This window comes from Micromonospora sp. WMMB482, from assembly GCF_019038635.1.
In the GTDB taxonomy this organism is placed as follows: domain Bacteria; phylum Actinomycetota; class Actinomycetes; order Mycobacteriales; family Micromonosporaceae; genus Micromonospora; species Micromonospora marina.
This window is the reverse complement of record NZ_JAHOPD010000020.1, coordinates 1,918,026-1,935,454: the sequence shown is the minus strand read 5'-3', so window position 1 is coordinate 1,935,454 and position 17,429 is coordinate 1,918,026. Positions and strand designations below refer to the sequence as shown.

16 protein-coding genes are annotated in these 17,429 nt (G+C 72.1%); 10 read left to right on the top strand and 6 right to left on the bottom strand.

Features of this window, described 5'->3' with window-relative positions; genetic code table 11:
• Positions 1 to 53: 53 nt before the first annotated feature.
• The 4 genes from KSK32_RS09990 (at position 54) to KSK32_RS09975 (ending at position 4,309) form a co-directional block, all read left to right on the top strand.
• The gene (locus KSK32_RS09990) at positions 54 to 1,058 is read left to right on the top strand and encodes an ABC transporter permease (protein ID WP_216930657.1); all 1,005 of its coding nucleotides are present in this window, start codon (positions 54 to 56) and stop codon (positions 1,056 to 1,058) included.
• Positions 1,055 to 2,023, top strand: a complete 969-nt coding sequence (locus tag KSK32_RS09985; RefSeq protein WP_216930655.1) for an ABC transporter permease — start codon at positions 1,055 to 1,057, stop codon at positions 2,021 to 2,023. Before KSK32_RS09990 ends, KSK32_RS09985 begins: the two co-directional genes overlap by 4 nt.
• A 70-nt stretch (positions 2,024 to 2,093) precedes the next feature.
• Positions 2,094 to 3,209, top strand: coding sequence for an ABC transporter ATP-binding protein (locus KSK32_RS09980; protein WP_216930653.1), 1,116 nt, complete (start codon positions 2,094 to 2,096; stop codon positions 3,207 to 3,209).
• On the top strand, positions 3,206 to 4,309 hold the full coding sequence (locus tag KSK32_RS09975) for an ABC transporter ATP-binding protein (RefSeq protein ID WP_091047835.1): 1,104 nt from the start codon (positions 3,206 to 3,208) through the stop codon (positions 4,307 to 4,309). Before KSK32_RS09980 ends, KSK32_RS09975 begins: the two co-directional genes overlap by 4 nt.
• Positions 4,310 to 4,362: 53 nt before the next feature.
• On the opposite strand, the gene KSK32_RS09970 is transcribed toward KSK32_RS09975, so the two are convergent.
• Together KSK32_RS09970 and KSK32_RS09965 are read right to left on the bottom strand one after the other, a co-directional pair.
• A complete protein-coding gene (locus KSK32_RS09970) occupies positions 4,363 to 4,809 on the bottom strand; it encodes a hypothetical protein (RefSeq protein WP_216930651.1) in 447 nt (148 codons plus the stop codon).
• Positions 4,791 to 5,450, bottom strand: a complete 660-nt coding sequence (locus KSK32_RS09965; RefSeq protein WP_216935962.1) for an HNH endonuclease family protein — start codon at positions 5,448 to 5,450, stop codon at positions 4,791 to 4,793. Before KSK32_RS09965 ends, KSK32_RS09970 begins: the two co-directional genes overlap by 19 nt.
• A 108-nt stretch (positions 5,451 to 5,558) precedes the next feature.
• On the opposite strand from KSK32_RS09965, the gene KSK32_RS09960 reads away from it, so the two are divergent.
• The 3 genes from KSK32_RS09960 to KSK32_RS09950 all read left to right on the top strand — a co-directional run bounded on the left by KSK32_RS09960 (position 5,559) and on the right by KSK32_RS09950 (position 7,914).
• Positions 5,559 to 5,726: a hypothetical protein gene (locus tag KSK32_RS09960; RefSeq protein WP_374226701.1), complete on the top strand. Its 168-nt coding sequence runs from the start codon at positions 5,559 to 5,561 to the stop codon at positions 5,724 to 5,726.
• A 122-nt stretch (positions 5,727 to 5,848) separates the two neighbouring features.
• On the top strand, positions 5,849 to 6,631 hold the full coding sequence (locus KSK32_RS09955) for a transposase family protein (protein ID WP_216930649.1): 783 nt from the start codon (positions 5,849 to 5,851) through the stop codon (positions 6,629 to 6,631).
• Entirely contained in the window at positions 6,550 to 7,914 is a 1,365-nt protein-coding gene (locus KSK32_RS09950; protein WP_374226744.1) for an MFS transporter, read from the top strand. The genes KSK32_RS09955 and KSK32_RS09950 overlap by 82 nt, the downstream gene beginning before the upstream one ends.
• A gap of 112 nt (positions 7,915 to 8,026) precedes the next feature.
• Here the strand turns inward: KSK32_RS09950 and leuA are convergent, their stop codons facing one another.
• Positions 8,027 to 9,772, bottom strand: a complete 1,746-nt coding sequence (gene leuA, locus KSK32_RS09945; protein ID WP_216930646.1) for a 2-isopropylmalate synthase — start codon at positions 9,770 to 9,772, stop codon at positions 8,027 to 8,029.
• A gap of 238 nt (positions 9,773 to 10,010) precedes the next feature.
• Positions 10,011 to 11,285: an MFS transporter gene (locus KSK32_RS09940; RefSeq protein ID WP_216930644.1), complete on the bottom strand. Its 1,275-nt coding sequence runs from the start codon at positions 11,283 to 11,285 to the stop codon at positions 10,011 to 10,013.
• Between the two features lie 71 nt (positions 11,286 to 11,356).
• Between KSK32_RS09940 and KSK32_RS09935 the strand changes: the two genes are divergently transcribed.
• On the top strand, positions 11,357 to 12,343 hold the full coding sequence (locus KSK32_RS09935; RefSeq protein ID WP_216930642.1) for a DUF5937 family protein: 987 nt from the start codon (positions 11,357 to 11,359) through the stop codon (positions 12,341 to 12,343).
• A gap of 10 nt (positions 12,344 to 12,353) precedes the next feature.
• Here the strand turns inward: KSK32_RS09935 and KSK32_RS09930 are convergent, their stop codons facing one another.
• Positions 12,354 to 13,109, bottom strand: a complete 756-nt coding sequence (locus tag KSK32_RS09930) for a hypothetical protein (protein WP_289256528.1) — start codon at positions 13,107 to 13,109, stop codon at positions 12,354 to 12,356.
• Positions 13,110 to 13,347: 238 nt separating this feature from the next.
• Here KSK32_RS09930 and KSK32_RS09925 point away from each other — a divergent pair, with 238 nt between their 5' ends.
• On the top strand, positions 13,348 to 14,613 hold the full coding sequence (locus tag KSK32_RS09925) for an aspartate kinase (RefSeq protein WP_216930640.1): 1,266 nt from the start codon (positions 13,348 to 13,350) through the stop codon (positions 14,611 to 14,613).
• A gap of 6 nt (positions 14,614 to 14,619) precedes the next feature.
• Complete coding sequence (locus tag KSK32_RS09920) at positions 14,620 to 15,681, top strand: aspartate-semialdehyde dehydrogenase (RefSeq protein WP_216930638.1); 1,062 nt, start codon at positions 14,620 to 14,622, stop codon at positions 15,679 to 15,681.
• A gap of 128 nt (positions 15,682 to 15,809) precedes the next feature.
• Here KSK32_RS09920 and KSK32_RS09915 read toward each other — a convergent pair whose 3' ends face one another.
• Positions 15,810 to 17,267 (bottom strand): diguanylate cyclase, encoded by a 1,458-nt coding sequence (locus tag KSK32_RS09915; protein WP_216930636.1) that lies wholly within the window; start codon positions 17,265 to 17,267, stop codon positions 15,810 to 15,812.
• Between the last annotated feature and the right edge of the window lie 162 nt (positions 17,268 to 17,429).

Sequence of the window (17,429 nt, the reverse complement as noted above, 5' to 3'; positions counted from 1 at the left end):
CGCTGTGACCACAGCGCCCGCCCGCACCCCTCCGCACCCCCTCCGAGGCGCCCGTGTTCCGGTTCATCGTCAGACGCCTGCTACAGCTGATACCCACGCTGTTCGGGCTCTCCGTCCTGCTGTTCATCTGGCTCCGCCGCCTACCCGGCGGGCCCGAGACCGCGATCCTCGGCGAACGGGGCACGCCCGAGACGCGCGCCGCCATCCGGCGTAACCTCGGCCTCGACGAGCCGATCATGGTCCAGTACGCCCGCTTCCTGCGACGGATGATCCGGCTCGACCTGGGCACCTCGACCGGTACGAAGCGGGCGGTCACCACGGAGTTCGTGGAGCGGTTCCCCGGCACCGTCGAGCTGACCGTCATGGCCCTGATCCTCGCGGTCGGCATCGGTATCCCGCTCGGCTACCTGGCCGCCCGCCGCCGGGGCCGGTTCCTCGACCACGCCTCGGTCGGCGGATCGCTCATCGGCATCTGCATCCCGGTCTTCTTCCTGGCCTACGTGCTCAAGGCGATCTTCGCGGAGAACCTGGGCTGGTTCCCCTCCAGCGGCCGGCAGGACCCGACCATCGGGGCGACCCGGGTCACCAACTTCTTCGTCCTCGACGGAATCATGACCCGCGAGTGGGACGCCGCCGCCGACGCGCTCTGGCACCTCGTGCTGCCGGGTGTCGCGCTCGCCAGCATCCCGCTCGCGATCATCGTCCGGATCACCCGGGCCAGCGTGCTGGAGGTGCTCAACGAGGACTTCGTCCGCACCGCCGAGGCCAAGGGCCTGACCGAGCGGACCGTCCGCCGCCGGCACGTCCTGCGCAACGCCATGCTGCCGGTGGCCACCTCGATCGGCCTCCAGGCCGGTCTCCTGCTCTCCGGCGCGGTGCTCACCGAGACCGTGTTCGCGTTCAGCGGCATCGGCGCGTTCGTCGCCGAGTCGATCAGCCAGCGCGACTACCCGGTGCTGATGGGCTTCATCATGATCATTGCGGTGGTGTACGTGCTGGTGAATCTTCTGGTCGACCTCTCCTACAGCGTGATCGACCCGAGGGTGAGGGTGCGATGACCATCACCGGTGGCAAGAAGCGCGAGAAGATCGACCGGCTCGCCGAGATGTCCGCCCGCGAGGACGAGCAGGGGGTGAGCCTCTGGAAGGAGGCGTTCCGCCGGCTCCGCCGCAACCCGGCGGCCATCGTCGGCGTGGTCATCCTGGCGATCTTCGTCCTGGTCGCGGTCATCGGGCCGTTCCTCGTCCCGTACAGCCCGACGGACTCCATCGGCATCCGCGAAGGGCTGGTGAAGTCCGGCCAGGGCATCATCCCGGGCGCCTCCGCCGACCACTGGCTCGGCTTCGACCACCAGGGCCGCGACGAGTTCAGCCGCCTCGTCGTCGGGGCCCGGCAGACGCTGCTGGTCGGCGTGGTCTCCACGCTGATCGGCCTCGCGGTCGGCGCGCTGATCGGCGGCGTCGCCGGTGCCGCGGCAGGGCTCGGCGGGCGCTGGGGCCGCTGGATCGACACCACCCTGATGCGCTTCATCGACATGCTGCTGGCCATGCCGAGCCTGCTGCTCGCGGTGAGCATCGCGGCGCTGCTCGGCGCGAGCCTCACCACCGTGATGATCGCCGTGGGTGTGGTGTCCGTGCCGATCTTCGCCCGGCTGCTGCGCGGCTCGATGATCGCTCAGGCCAACAGCGACTACGTACTGGCCGCGACGTCGCTCGGCGTGAAGAAGTCCAAGATCGCCCTCACCCACGTGGTGCCGAACTCGATCGCCCCGGTCATCGTGCAGGCCACGCTGACACTGGCGACCGCGATCATCGAGGCGGCCGCGCTGTCCTTCCTCGGTCTCGGCAACCCCGACTCGGCCATCCCGGAGTGGGGCGTCATGCTCGCCGACGCGCAGCCGTACCTGGGCATCCGGCCGGGCCTGGCGATCTATCCGGCGCTCGGCATCATCATCACCGCGCTCGGGTTCACCCTGCTCGGTGAGGCGATGCGCGAGGCCCTCGATCCGAAGCTGCGGAAGTAGGTCAGTCAGTCATGTGTGAGGCGCGAGGAGTGAGCTTGCGAGCCCCGCAGTCGCGAACGGAGGGTCGGTAATGGCACTGCTCGAAGTGGACGACCTCTCCGTCACGTTCGCCCGTCGTGGGCAGCGCACCGTGCACGCGGTGGACGGGGTGTCCTTCTCGGTCGACACCGGCGAGGTGGTCGGCCTGGTCGGCGAGTCCGGCTGCGGCAAGAGCGTCACGTCGCTGGCCATCATGGGCCTGCTGCCCAAGCAGCCGGGCCTGCGGGTCGGCGGCAAGGCGGTCTTCGACGGCACCGACCTACTCCAGCTCGACGACCGGTCCCGCCGCGACATCCGCGGCCGGGACGTCGCGATGATCTTCCAGGATCCGCTCTCCTCGCTGAACCCGGTCATCCCGATCGGGCTCCAGGTGACCGAGGTACTCGCCCGGCACCGGGGCATGAAGGGCGAGGCGGCCGCCAAGGAGGCGGCCGACCTGCTCGACCGGGTGGGTATCCCGGACCCGCGCCGGCGCCTCAAGGAATACCCGCACCAGCTCTCCGGCGGCATGCGGCAGCGGGCACTGATCGCCATGGCGGTCGCCTGCCAGCCCCGGCTGCTGATCGCCGACGAGCCGACCACCGCGCTCGACGTCACCATCCAGGCGCAGATCCTGGAACTGCTCAAGGACCTGGTCCGGGACTCCGGCACCGCCCTGGTCATGATCACCCACGACCTCGGTGTGGTCGCCGGCATGTGCGACACCATCAACGTGCTGTACGCCGGCCGGGTGGTGGAGACCGCCACCCGCCGTCCGCTGTTCCGCCAGCCCCGGCACCCGTACACCGAGGGGTTGCTCGGTTCGGTGCCCCGCCTGGACGCCGGCCGCGGCGAACGGCTGAACCCCATCCCCGGCTCGGTGCGGGACCTGCTGCCCTGGCCGGACGGCTGCGCGTTCGCCCCGCGCTGCGCCCGCCGCGTCGACGCGTGCGTCGGCGAGCCGCCGGAGCTGGTGCTCACGCACGACGCGCGCAGCTACCGCTGCGTCAACCCGGTGCCGGTGCCCGGCCTGACCCCGGAGACGGACGTCCACGCGACCGCGCCGACGACCACCGAACCGGGTGCGGTGCCGGCCCAGGCCGAGCCGGCCGACCCGCCCGCCGTGCCCGGCTTCGGACCGGCTCCGCGCGAGGAGGAGACCCCGTGAGCGACAACGACATCCTCGTCGAGGTGCGCGACCTGAAGGTGCACTTCCCGATCCGGCGGGGCGTGCTCTTCGACCGGACCGTCGGGCACGTCAAGGCGGTCGACGGGGTCGACCTGAGCATCCCGCGCGGCAAGACGTACGGGCTGGTGGGCGAGTCGGGCTGCGGCAAGTCCACGCTCGGCCGGGCGCTGCTCCAGCTCACCCCGCCGACAAGCGGCGAGGTGAAGTTCGACGGCGTCGAGCTGACCACGCTGCCCGCCGGCAAGCTGCGCGCGACGCGCCGCCGGATGCAGATGATCTTCCAGGATCCGATGTCCAGCCTGGACCCCCGGCAGAACGTCGAGTCGATCCTGACCGAGGGCCTCCAGGCCCACGGCATCGGCGCGAACCGGGACGACCGGCGGCGGATCATCGGTGAGACGCTCGACGCGGTCGGCCTGCCGAAGTGGGCGCTGTCCCGCTACCCGCACGAGTTCTCCGGCGGCCAGCGCCAGCGCATCGGCATCGCCCGCGCCCTGGTCCTCGGCCCGGAGCTGATCGTCGCCGACGAGCCGGTCTCCGCGCTGGACGTGTCGATCCAGGCGCAGGTGGTGAACCTGCTCGACGAACTCCAGGACAGCCTCGGCCTGACCTACCTGGTCATCGCGCACGACCTGGCCGTGGTGCGGCACATCTCCGACGTCGTCGGCGTGATGTACCTGGGCGCGCTGGTGGAGGAGGCGCCGAGCGACCGGCTCTACACCGAGCCGCTGCACCCGTACACCCGGGCGCTGATGTCGGCGGTGCCGGTGCCGGACCCGGACGTGGAGGACCGGCGCGAGCGCATCCTGCTCGCCGGTGACCTGCCGTCGCCCGCCAACCCGCCGTCGGGCTGCCGGTTCCACACCCGCTGCCCGTGGGCGCAGCCGACCCGCTGCGCGGACGAGCGGCCGGAACTGCGCCAGATCGGCGCCAGCCGGGTGGCCTGCCACTGGGCCGAGCAGATCGCCGCCGGTGAGCTGCGCCCGCACGAGGTGACCGCGAAGGTCACCCGGCCGGAGGACGAGGGCGAGGAGCCGGGCGTGGTCTCCGCGCCCAGCGAACCCGGATCGTACGTCTGACCCGACGAAGCGCGTCCCCACCCGGCCCGGGTGGGGACGCGCTTCGTCGTCCGTCAGCCCTCGGGGCGGTTGAGCAGTCCCACCGCGATGGTGTGCACGGCGTCGAGCGCGGCCGGGTCGGCCAGCGGCGCCGAACCGCCGGTGACCGCGTACCACTCGTCGGCGTCCTTGTACTGCACCCGCAGCGTCACCCGGCCGTCCGCGTGCTCGGTGCGCAGCGTCAACTCGCCGGTCACCACGCCCACCTCGTCCGTCATGACCCCGCCCGGACCCGCGGTGACGTCCGAGGTGCGGTCCGCCGGTCCGCCCGGTGCGCCCCCGGCCGGCGCGCCCGGCACCGCGTCGGCGGTCATGCCCGCCCCGGCGACGTCCGCGGACTCCGGCTGCCGGCCGTCCGCCGTCATCCCGGCCGAGGCCGGGCCGCCCGGTGCGGACTCTGGTGCGGCGCCTGCCTCCGGCGCCGGTGTGGCGTCCGGCCCGGTCACGGTTTGCTCGCCCATGTGCAGCCCTCCAGCATGTCGGTGAGAGCGGCCTTCTCGGCACTCGTCACAGTCAGCCGCCAGTAGTGCTTGACCGTCACCCAGTCGGCCGCGTACTGACACCAGGACGACCGGTTCGACGGCTTCCACTGGGACGGATCCTGGTCACCCTTTGCCCGGTTCGACCGCGCCGAAACCGCGATGAGCTGCGGCCGGGTCAGGTCGTTGGCGAAGTCACCGCGCTTCGAGTCGTCCCACTCCTGCGCGCCCGAGCGCCACGCCGCGGCCAGCGGCACGGTGTGGTCGATGTCCACGTCCGACGGATCGCTCAGCACCATCCCGTCGTAGACGCTCTCCCACCGGCCACCCACCACGTTGCAGCCAGACAGCTTGATGCCCTCGCCGTCGCGTTGCAGCACGCTGTCGCGTACGTCGCAGTTCTTGCCGGTGTCCCGCCAGTGCGGGAAACGGGAGCGGCTGTAGCCCTTCATCGACCCGGCGGTTGCCACCGTCAGCTCACCGAGCTGCTTGTTGACGTTGCCGGTGGCGCTCGGTGGCGCCTCCGGCTCGGTGACCGACACGTCGCAGCCGGCCACGCCGAGGGCGAGCACCGCGCTCAGCGCGGCCGCCAGCCCGGCTCGGGCTCCTGATCTGGTACGCACAGACGTCACCTCTCCAGCTTGCGTGCTCCGGGCGAGTCCGCACAGTACCCGGCGGCGGTTTCCGCGATTCGTGGCGTCGACGGTGGGCGGCGGGCAGAGTGGTGAGACGTGACCGCACCCGCCTCCGCGCTGCGTACCGGCTCCGCCGCCGGACGAGGCACGCTGCTCGCCGCGATCCTCGCCTCCGGCATGGTGTTCCTGGACAGCACAGTCGTCAACGTCGCGCTGCCGCACCTCGGCGCCGAACTGGACGCCACAGTCGCCGGTCTTCAGTGAGCCTTTTCCAAGCTGATCTTGCAGCTCAGGGCGGTTGCGGTAGGCCCGGTGATCGATGGGTGCGAGGCTCCAGGTAGGACAGCTGTCGACCAAGACTCGAAGCCCCGACCGGGAGCCTCGCCATGCTGTCCTACCCCGCCACGATTCCGTTGTCCAGCCGCACCCTGAACCACCTCGCCGAACGCATCCGCGGCCACCGTAAGCAGCGCCGATCCCGGTGGCGGCGTCTCGAACCCGGCCGGCAGGCGCTGCTCGCTCTCGCCCATCTGCGCAACGGCGACACCTACACCCGACTCGCGGCCGGATTCGAGATCGGCGTCGCCACTGCTTGGCGCTACGTCCAGGAAGCGATCGCCCTGCTCAGCTCGGCAGCCGATGACCTGGACACCGCGATGCGACGCATCCGGCTGCTGGCGTACGCGATCCTGGACGGCACGCTCATCCCGATCGACCGAGTCGCCGATCAGAGGCTCTACTACAGCGGCAAGCACAAACGCCACGGCGTGAACGTGCAGGTCATCGCGGACGCCGCCGGCCGGCTCGTGTGGGCATCACCGGCACTGCCCGGGTCGGTACACGACCTGACCGCCGCCCGCCATCACGGCATCATCGATGCTCTGACCCGCGCGGATGTGATGACCTTCGCCGATAAGGGCTACCAGGGCGCCCGTGGCAGCGTGCGCACCCCGTTCAAGCGACGCCGCTTCCGCCCGAAGCTGTCACGCCGGCAAAAGGCCGTGAACCGGGCCAACGCCAAGATCCGCGCCCGCGGAGAACGAGCGATCGCCACGCTCAAGACCTGGAAAATTCTGGTCAAGCTGCGCTGCTGCCCACGCCGAGCCACCGCGATCGTCCAGGCCATCCTCGCCCTGCACCACGTCGAAGCGAACCGCTACGCAGGATGAAAATGGCTCAGTGGACCGTCAACGGCTACCTGCTCATGCTCGCCGCGTTCGTGCTGCTCGGCGGCGCGCTCGGGGACCGGTTCGGGCGGCGGCGCGTCTTCCTGCTCGGCGTGGTCTGGTTCGCGGTGGCGTCGGTGCTCTGCGGGCTGGCCCAGGACACCGGATGGCTCGTCGCCGCCCGGTTCCTCCAAGGCGCGGGCGGGGCGCTGCTCACCCCCGGGTCGCTCTCAGTGCTCCAGGCCAGCTTCCACCCGGACGACCGGGGCCGGGCCATCGGTACCTGGTCAGGACTGTCCGGGGTGTCCACGGCGCTCGGTCCGCTGCTCGGCGGCTGGCTGATCGACACGCTCTCCTGGCGGTGGATCTTCTTCGTCAACCTGCCGCTGGCCGTCGGTGTGGTGCTCGCCGCGCTGCGCTGGGTGCCGGAGAGCCGGGACGAGGAGGTCTCGCGTACCGGGGGCGGCCGGCGGTTCGACGTGGCGGGGGCGCTGCTCGGCGCGCTCGCGCTCGGCGGCGTCACGTACGCGCTGATCGACGCCCCGGCGCAGGGCGCCTCCCCGGCGGTGCTGGTCGCGGCGGTGCTCGGGGTGGTCGCCGTGGTGGTCTTCGTGCTCGTCGAGCGGCGGCGCGGCGACACCGCGATGCTGCCCACCGGGCTGTTCTCCAGCCGGCTGTTCTCCGTGCTGAACGTCTTCACGGTGGTGGTGTACGCGGCGCTCGGCGGGTTCACCTTCTTCCTCGCCGTCTACCTGCAGAACGTGGTCGGCTGGTCGGCGCTGCTCACCGGCCTGGCCACCGTGCCGATGACGGTGCTGCTGCTGTTCGGCTCGCCGCGCGCGGGAGCGCTGTCGGCCCGCATCGGCCCCCGGCTGCCGCTCACCGTCGGCCCGGTGATCGCCGCGGCAGGTCTGCTGCTGCTGCGCCGCGTCGGTCCGGGCGCGTCGTACTGGGTGGACGTGCTGCCGGGCGTGGCGCTGTTCGGCGCCGGGCTCACGTTCGTGGTCGCGCCTCTGACCACGTCGGTGCTCGGCGCGGTCTCGGACCGCTTCGCCGGGGTGGCCAGCGGCTTCAACAACGCCGCCTCCCGGGCCGGCGGCCTGCTCGCGGTGGCCGCGCTGCCGCTGCTGGTCGGGCTGTCCGGCACCGGGTACGAGCAGAAGGGCGCGCTCGCAGGCGCGTACCGGGGGGCGCTGGCGTGGTGCGCCGGGCTGCTGCTGGGCGGCGCGGTGCTAGCCGCCGTGCTCATCCACCGCCCCCGGGGGGAAGGAAGGGCCCCTTCTTAACGCCTCCGGTAGAGGAAGGGCCCCCTATTAACACTCGGACCATTCGGGCGCGGATGTTAAGAAGGGCCCCTTCCTATGCGTGAAGCGTTAAGAAGGGGCCCTTCCTTGCACCTCAGGCGCGGGTGCGGTTCACCGCGCTCGTGACCGCCTTGATCGACGCGGTGACGATGTTGGCGTCCACCCCGACGCCCCACACCGTGCCGCCGTCCACCTCGCACTCCACGTACGCGGCGGCCTGCGCGTCCCCGCCGGAGGACAGCGCGTGCTCGTGGTAGTCGAGCACCCGTACCGCCACGCCCAGGGACTGCAACGCGTTGACGTACGCGTCGATCGGGCCGTTGCCCACGGCGGTGAGTGCGCGGGTTTCGCCGCCGAAGCCGACGCGGGCGTCGATCTCGACCTTGCCGTCGACGGTGCCGATGGTGTAGTCGGACAGCTTCACGGCCGGGTCGACCTGGTGGTCGACCAGGTAGTTGCGGGCGAAGATCTCCCACATGGCGCCCGGCTCGACCTCGCCGCCGTCGTGGTCGGTGACCTGCTGCACCACGCCGGAGAACTCGATCTGGAGGCGGCGTGGCAGGTCGAGCTGGTGCTCGGTCTTCATGATGTACGCGACGCCGCCCTTGCCGGACTGCGAGTTGACCCGGATGACCGCCTCGTAGGTGCGGCCCAGGTCCTTCGGGTCGATCGGCAGGTAGGGCACCGCCCAGGTGAAGTCGTCCACCGGCACCCCGGCCGCCGCCGCGTCGGCGTTCAGCGCGGCGAAGCCCTTGTTGATCGCGTCCTGATGCGAGCCGGAGAACGCGGTGTAGACCAGGTCGCCCGCGTACGGGTGGCGCTCGTGCACCGGCAGCTGGTTGCAGTACTCGACGGCGCGCTTGATCTCGTCGATGTTCGAGAAGTCGATCATCGGGTCGATGCCCTGGGAGAACATGTTCAGGCCCAGCGTCACCAGGTCGACGTTGCCGGTGCGCTCGCCGTTGCCGAACAGGCAGCCCTCGATCCGGTCCGCGCCGGCCAGCAGGCCCAGCTCGGCGGCGGCCACGCCGGTGCCCCGGTCGTTGTGCGGGTGCAGGCTCAGCACCAGGCTGTCCCGCCGGGGGAGGCGCCGATGCATCCACTCGATCGAGTCGGCGTAGACGTTCGGCATCGCCATCTCGACGGTGGCCGGCAGGTTGATGATCAGCTTCCGGTCCGGGGTCGGGTCGATCACGTCGATGACCGCCGAGCAGACCTCCAGCGCGTACTCCAGCTCGGTGCCCGTGTACGACTCCGGCGAGTATTCGTAGTGGATGTCGGTGTCCGGGGTGTGGATCTCCGCGTACTTCTGGCACAGCCGCGCGCCCTGGGTGGCGATGTCGGTGATGCCGTCGCGGTCCAGGCCGAAGACCACCCGGCGCTGGAGCGTCGAGGTGGAGTTGTAGAAGTGCACGATGGCCCGGCGGGCACCGCGCAGCGACTCGAAGGTCCGCTCGATCAGGTGCTCCCGGCACTGGGTCAGCACCTGGATCGTGACGTCGGAGGGGATCAGGTCCTGCTCGATCAGCTGCCGGACGAAGTCGTAGTCGGTCTGGCTCGCCGACGGGAAGCCGACCTCGATCTCCTTGTAGCCCATCTGCACCAGGAGCTGGAACATCCGCCGCTTGCGCTCGGGCGACATCGGGTCGATCAGCGCCTGGTTGCCGTCGCGGAGGTCGACTGCGCACCAGCGGGGCGCGGCCTCGACGCGGCGGGTCGGCCATTCGCGTTCCGGCAGCTCGACGCCGAACTCGCGGTCGTACGGAACGTAGCGGTGGACCGGCATCCGGCTGGGGCGCTGGCGGGCGAACGGATCGGTCTCGGTGACAGGTTGAGCCATCTCGGAGTGCTCCCTGGAACATGTGGCGTCAGCAGATCGGAAAGGTGTCGGCGAGATGCCGGGCGACGGTGCGCGGCGGTGCCGAGAAGAAGATCGGATGTGCTGGACGGCGCGTTTCCACTCCGCGACGAGGTGCCGGCCGGTCAGGCCTCGTCGCGGCAGCCAAGGAGAAGGTACGCGCGCCACATGACAGGGTCACCCTACGTGGTGGGACGTGTCGTGGGAAGGCTGGTCCGGACTATGGGACCAGAGTCACCGAGTCGGAGGACTTCGTCACACCCGGTAGCCGAGGTGTCCGCTCGGCCCGGGCCACCGCGGGCACGATCGCCAGTCCGACCAGGATGAAGATCGCCGCGGCCGGGTACCAGCCCCAGCCGCCGGTGCTCACGCCGAGCGCGGTCAGCCCGGCCGGGGCGATCAGGAACTGCAACTGGGAGCCGAGCCCGAACGCGCCGACGTACGCGCCGCGCTGGGCGGCGGGCGGCAGCGTGGCGGTGAGCCCCCAGGTGCCCGCCGACTCGATCAGCTCCGCCAGGATGAGCAGCGTCGCGGCGGCCACCAGCACCACCACTGTGAACGCTCCCCGGGTCGCCCCGGAAACCGGCAGGACCAGGCAGAACAGGGCGATCAGCACCGCGCCCCGGCGGGACGCCCGGGCCGCGCCCGGCGCGGTGTCCGCGCCCCGGCTGGCCCGCACCTGGAACAGCACGATCAGGACGGTGTTGAGCAGCACCAGCGCGGCGATGATCGTCTTCGGCGCGTCGGTGTGGGTCAGGATCCACAGCGGCATCACCGTCAGGTAGAGCGTCTGGTGCGCGGTGAGCAGCCCGGAGAGCAGCGCGACGGTCATGAACGGCCGGTCCCGCAGAACCGCCAGCCGGCTCATCGGCTCGGCCGGGCGGTTCACCTCCGGCAGCCGGGGCAGCCGGCGCACGAAGCCGGCTGTCACCAGGAAGACAGTGGCGATGAACCAGACCATTCCGCGGTACGCCCAGATCGTGTCGACGGCCAGCACCAGGCCGCTGATCACCGCGCCGAGCCCGAAGCCGACGTTCAGCGAGGAGCGCTGGTAGGCCATCGCGGTGACCCGTTCCTCCGGGCGCAGCACGTTGATCGAGTAGACCTGGCGGGCCACGCCGGTCGCCGCGCCCGTCACGGCCAGCGCGATCACCACCGCGAGGAAGCCGGCGAAGCCGCCGACGAACGGGTACGCGGCGAACAGCGCCGCGTCCAGCAGCAGGCAGATGATCCACACCCGCTGCGGCCCGTACCGGTCGGTGAGCCCGCCCAGCGGCACGGTGCCGAGCAGGGACGCCCCGGCGGCGAGGGAGAGGCCGAGCCCCACCTGGGCCGGACTCAGCCCGAGCGCCCGGGTGAAGAAGACGGCGCTGCCGGCCTGGAACAGGCCGTGGCCGACGGCGAACACCATGGCCTGCACGGCCAGGGCGCGGGTCAGCCCGGCCGGCGGTACGACGTGACGGACGGCGGTGCGCATGCTCTCTCTGGCCCCCATGACCGGTGAGCAAACCGTGCCCCCCACGGTCGGGTCGAGCCTTTTAGGCTGAACCGAATCCGGGGGTGCGCATGTCCGAGTTGCGGTTCACGACGGCCGACGTCGCGGGCGTGCGGTTCGGTGTGTCACCGGCCAACGAGACGGTCATGAGCATGTGGGCGCTGGCCGACCCGGCCCGCTACCCGGTGCACCTGCAGTGGATCGACCGGGCGCGGGCGACGCTGCGCCGCCCGGAGGTGGCCGAGCGGGTCGGTCCGCTGGTGGATCTCACGCTGCCGCGACGCTGGCTGCCCGACTTCCTCACCCCGGCGGCCCGGCCGGGGGTGGAGATGGACGGCCAGCTCGACCAGATCGCCGCGACGCCACCCGACGTGGTGGTCAGGGATCTGCTGGCGACCCTTCCGAGCCGTCCGCTGCGCCCGTTCGGGCGGGCGTTGCTCGCCGACCCGGCCGGGCTGCTGCCGCGGCTCGTCGAGGCGATGCGGGTCTGGTACGACGAGGCGATCGCCCCCGACTGGCCGCGGATGCGGGCACTGCTCGACGCCGACGTCGCGTACCGGGCGGCCCAGCTCGCCGAGGGTGGTGCGGGGCAGCTGTTCGAGCGGATCCATCCCAGCCTGCGGTGGCTCGGTGACCGGGTGGTCAGCGACGACCCGTTCGAGCGGGACTTCGACCTGCGGGGGCGGGGACTGGCGTTGAACCCGAGCGTGTTCAGCCACCAGCGGGTGCTGTGGAACCTGCTGGAGGACTCGATGCCGGCCGGGGCGTACCCGGTGCGGGCGGTCGGGACGCTGTGGGAGCGCGCACCCGAGCCGGTCGGCGACGCGCTGGCCCGGGTGGTCGGCGGCGGCCGGGCCGCGTTGCTGCACCTGCTCGACGCGGCGTCGACCACCACCGACCTCGCCCGGCTCACCGGGCTGTCCGCCGGGAACGTCTCCCAGCACCTCTCCGCGCTGCACGCCGCCGGTCTCGTCACCCGGTCCCGGGCCGGCCGGCACGTGCTCTACCGCAACACCGAGGTCGGCGCCGCGTTGCTGCGCGCGGCGCGGGGCGGCTGAGCGGGCCGCGTCACGGCGTTCCCGGGGCGTCCCGTCCCACCGGCTCGCCGTCGGTCACCGCACCGGCCAGCTCGACGGTGCCCGGCGCGGCACCGGGCTCGCCGGTCAGCGTGAGGGTGCCGAATCCGGCCCGTACCGCAGCCGGTGTGCCGTCCTGACGGAAGCAGTAGATGCCCACGTCCAGCGGCGCGTTCAGCGACGCCGAGGTGCTGTCGACCGTGTAGCACGGGCCGTCGGCACCGGGTAGCGGCTCGGCGGGGGAGACCGCGAGCGGCGCGCGCCGGTCGGTCAGCACCTCCAGCCAGTCGGTGAACGGATGCTGCACCCGGGGGTCCAGCCGGCGCGGCACCGCGTCGTCGGCGTCGCCGAGGCGGACGCAGGTCGCCGCCCGCGTCCAGCCGGCCGAGGGCAGCGCGCACTGGAACAGCCCGTCGGGGGTGCCGGCGAGCGACACGTCCACCGTGCCGGCGTGCGCCCAGCCGGGCACGTCGACCCGCCAGCTGCCGTCGTTGGCGCTGGTCACCAACACCGTGCGGGGCGCGCCTTCGGCGGGTGTGAACGTGTACTTGGCGGTGAGGTGCCGGTCCTGCGCCGCGGCGGCCAGTCCGGCCAGTTCGTCGCGGGCGGCGTCGACCTGCACCGGGACCGGGTCGGCGGCGCCGGTGGGCGCCGCCTCGGGACGGCCGCCGTCGCAGGCAGCCAGCAGTACCGGCAGGGTGAGCGCGAGCACGCCGGTCAGGCGGGCCGCACGTCGATGAGCGTGCACCGGCTCATTCTGCGTCGTGGGTGCGGTCCCGGTCAGCCCACCGTACGGCTGTACCGCTTGGCGTGTCGCGTACTCCCGGGCTGGTGAGCCGCCCCACGGCGGGGCCGGATGGTGGGATCACCCGACCCGGCCTCGCGGCCCGCCCGATAGGCTGAGGCGGTCTGACACGCGCCGCCGGACCGAGAGACCCGGCGGCGTCGGCACGCTCAGGGTCGTCGCTGGGAGGGAGTGCGCCGTCGTGGCACTCGTGGTGCAGAAGTACGGCGGATCCTCCGTCGCCAACGCCGAGCGGATCAAGCGGGTGGCCGAACGCATCGTGGCCGCGCGCAAGGCCGGCGACGACGTGGTCGTGGTGGTGTCCGCCATGGGCGACACCACCGACGAACTGCTCGACCTGGCCAACCAGGTCAGCCCGCTGCCGCCGGGCCGCGAACTGGACATGCTGCTCACCGCCGGGGAGCGGATCTCCATGGCGCTGCTCGCCATGGCGATCCACAACCTGGGGTACGAGGCCCGCTCGTTCACCGGTTCCCAGGCCGGCGTGATCACCACCTCGGTGCACGGCCGGGCCCGGATCATCGACGTGACCCCGGGGCGGCTCAAGGGCGCGCTGGACGAGGGCGCGGTGGTCATCGTGGCCGGCTTCCAGGGCGTCTCGCAGGACACCAAGGACGTGACCACGCTCGGGCGGGGCGGCTCGGACACCACGGCCGTGGCGCTCGCCGCCGCGCTGGAGGCGGACGTCTGCGAGATCTACACCGACGTGGACGGCATCTTCAGCGCCGACCCGCGCATCGTGCCGAACGCCCGGCACATCAAGCAGATCACCTACGAGGAGATGCTGGAGCTGGCCGCCTGCGGCGCGAAGGTGCTGCATCTGCGCAGCGTCGAGTACGCGCGGCGCGCGGGCTTGCCGATCCACGTCCGTTCGTCATACTCGACCAACACCGGCACGATGGTCACCGGATCGATGGAGGACCTTCCTGTGGAACAGGCACTGATCACCGGGGTCGCCCACGACCGCAGCGAAGCGAAGATCACGATCGTCGGTGTGCCCGACGAGCCGGGCGCCGCCGCGTCGATCTTCGACACCGTGGCCGGCGCGGAGATCAACATCGACATGATCGTGCAGAACGTGTCCACCGAGGGCACCGGCCGCACGGACATCTCGTTCACGCTGCCCAAGGCCGACGGCCCGACCGCGATGACCGCGCTCAGCAAGATCCAGGAGCCGGTCAAGTTCAAGGGCCTGCTGTACGACGACCACGTCGGCAAGGTCTCGCTGATCGGCGCGGGCATGCGCTCGCACCCGGGCGTCGCCGCCGGCTTCTTCGCCGCCCTCGGCGCGGCCGGCGTGAACATCGAGATGATCTCCACGTCGGAGATCCGGGTCTCCGTGGTCTGCCGCGACACCGACCTCGACAAGGCGGTCCGCGCCATCCACGACGCCTTCGAGCTGGGTGGTGACACCGAAGCCGTCGTCTACGCCGGCACCGGGCGGTAACGCGCCATGACGTCGCTGCCCACACTCGCCGTGGTCGGGGCGACAGGTGCCGTCGGTACGGTGATGTGCCAGATCCTCTCCTCCCGGCGCAACGTGTGGGGCGAGATCCGGCTGCTCGCCTCCGAGCGGTCGGCCGGCAGGCGCGTGCGGTGCCGGGGCGAGGAACTGACCGTCCAGACGCTCACCGCCGACGCCCTCGACGGCGTCGACGTGGCGATGTTCGACGTGCCGGACGACGTCTCCGCCCAGTGGGCCCCGGTCGCGGCGGCACGCGGCACGGTGGTGGTGGACAACTCGGGCGCGTTCCGGATGGACCGCGACGTGCCGCTCGTGGTTCCCGAGATCAACCCCGAGCAGGTCCGCAACCGGCCCAAGGGCATCATCGCCAACGCCAACTGCACCACGCTGGCGATGATCGTCGCGGTCGCGCCGCTGCACCGCGAGTACGGCCTGCGCGAGCTGGTGCTCGCGTCGTACCAGGCGGTCTCCGGTGCGGGGCAGGCCGGCGTGGACGCGCTGCACCTCCAGCTCGGCAAGATCGCGGGCGATCGGGTGCTCGGTTCCCGCGCCGGTGACGTGCGACAGGCAGTCGGCGACGAGCTGGGTCCGTTCCCGGCGCCGCTGGCGCTCAACGTCGTACCGTGGGCGGGCTCGCTCGCCGACGGCGGCTGGTCCTCCGAGGAGATGAAGCTGCGCAACGAGTCGCGCAAGATCCTCGGGCTGCCCGACCTCAAGGTGTCCGCCACCTGCGTACGGGTGCCGGTGGTGACCGGTCACTCGGTCGCCGTGCACGCGGTCTTCGCCACCGAGGTGGACGCCGAGGGTGCCCGCGAGGTGCTGCGCAACGCGCCGGGTGTGATCCTGGTCGACGACCCGGCGGCCGGGGAGTTCCCGATGCCGATCGACGCGGTCGGCACCGATCCCTCCTGGGTGGGCCGGATCCGTCGCGCGGTGGACGACCCCCGAGCGCTCGACCTCTTCGTGACCGGCGACAACCTCCGCAAGGGCGCCGCCCTCAACACGGCCCAGATCGCCGAACTCCTGGCCAAGGACCTCACCCGTCCATAACGCGCCCCTGCCCCGCGCCCCGCGCCCCCGCCCTCCGGCGTCGATCTTGCACTTTCAGCCCTGACGGCGGAGCATTTGCACCTTTCGCCGGGGCAGGAAGTGCAAGATCGCCGGAGTGGGAGCGCGGGTCAGGCGGCGGAGAGGTGGACTCCGTCCCGGCCGTGGCGCTTGACCGCGTACAGGGCCTGGTCGGCTCGGTGCAGGGTGCGTTCGGGGGACTCGCCGGGTCTCGGCAGGGCGACGCCGACGCTGATCGTCCGGCCGGTGCGGCGGGCTGCCTCGGTGAGCCGTTCGGCGATCCGGACCGCCTCCTCGGGGCGGCTCACCTCGATCACCGCCACGAACTCGTCGCCGCCGGTCCGGTACAGCTCGTCGCCCTGGCGCAACGCGCCCTCCAGCGCCCGGGCCAGCCCCACCAGCAGCCGGTCACCGGCCTGGTGGCCGTACGTGTCGTTGACGTCCTTGAACCCGTCCACGTCGATCGCCAGCAGCGCGGTACGTCCCGGCGTGGCGGTGGCGATCCGCTTCCCGAACGGGCCGGTGTGCCGCAGCCCGGTGAGCGGGTCCGAGCTGGCCTGCTCGCGCAGCCGGGCGAGCGTACGCAGCCGGTCCAGGCAGGTCCACGCCTGTCCGGCGAGCAGCTCGATCAGGTTGACGGTGGTCGGGTCGGGGCACAGACGTTGCTCGTCGGCGACGAGCAGCACGCCGCCGGAGACCGGTGTGCCGACCGGCACCGCCACGAGCGTGCGCGCGCCGGCCCGGGTCAGCGGCAGGTACTCCTCGGTGGGCGGGTGGCCCGCCTCGCCCAGCGTGTACGCCGAGCCGTACCGGTGGGCCCGGTCGATCATGCGGTCGAGCGCTGCTGGTCCGGCCTCGGCCAGCTCGGCCCGGATCCGCGCCTCCAGTGCGCCCGGGGTGTCGGTGGGTGCGCCGAGGCGTGGGCCCTGCCGGCCGGTGAGCACCAGCACGGCGGCGGAGAGCGCCGACACGTCCCGGGCCGCGGCGAGCGCTGCGGTCATCAGGTCCCAGTCGGTCGGCGCCGCGGTGAACGCGGCGGCGTGCCGGAGCAGCTTCTCGCTGCGGCTCTCGGCCGGTGGCCCGCCGAGCGCGGCGATCCGCTCGCCGAGGCGGTCGGCGACCAGTTCGGCGGTCTCCCGCCACGCCGCGAGCCCGACCGGCTCACTCCACTGAAGGTCGAGCACCCCGATCGGACGGCCGTCCGGGTCGCGTACCGGGACACAGAGTTCGGCTGTGACGTCCGGGCGGACCGGGAGGTAGTCGGGGTCGGCGCTGACGTCGGGCACGGCGGCGGTGACGCCGGAGGCGTAGACCCGACGGACCACCGAGGGTTCGGGCCGGTGGCGGCCCGGCGGGGTGCCGTCGGCGGTGGCCGGTACGTGGGAGAACACCTGCCAGGCGCCGGTGGCGGCGACGCAGCGCAGACGGTCGTGGACGCGGAGCAGGACGGTGGCGGTCGCCGGCGTGTGCCGGGCGAGCGCGGCGACGGTCCACTGGCACGCCTCCGGGACGGTCGACGCCGTGGGGAGGCGCACCGTGACGTCGCGGAGGACTCGCTCGTGATCCACGTCGTTCCTGCTCGGAGGGGGTGGGGTCGCGATCAAGCGTACTCAGCGCAACCGTCGCCGACCTTCGTACACATGTGCTATCCACAGGCTGTGGACGGCGCCTGTGGGCGAGATCGGGCCTGCGCGGGGAGGCCGCGCGGCGATAGCGTGAGGGCCCGGGCA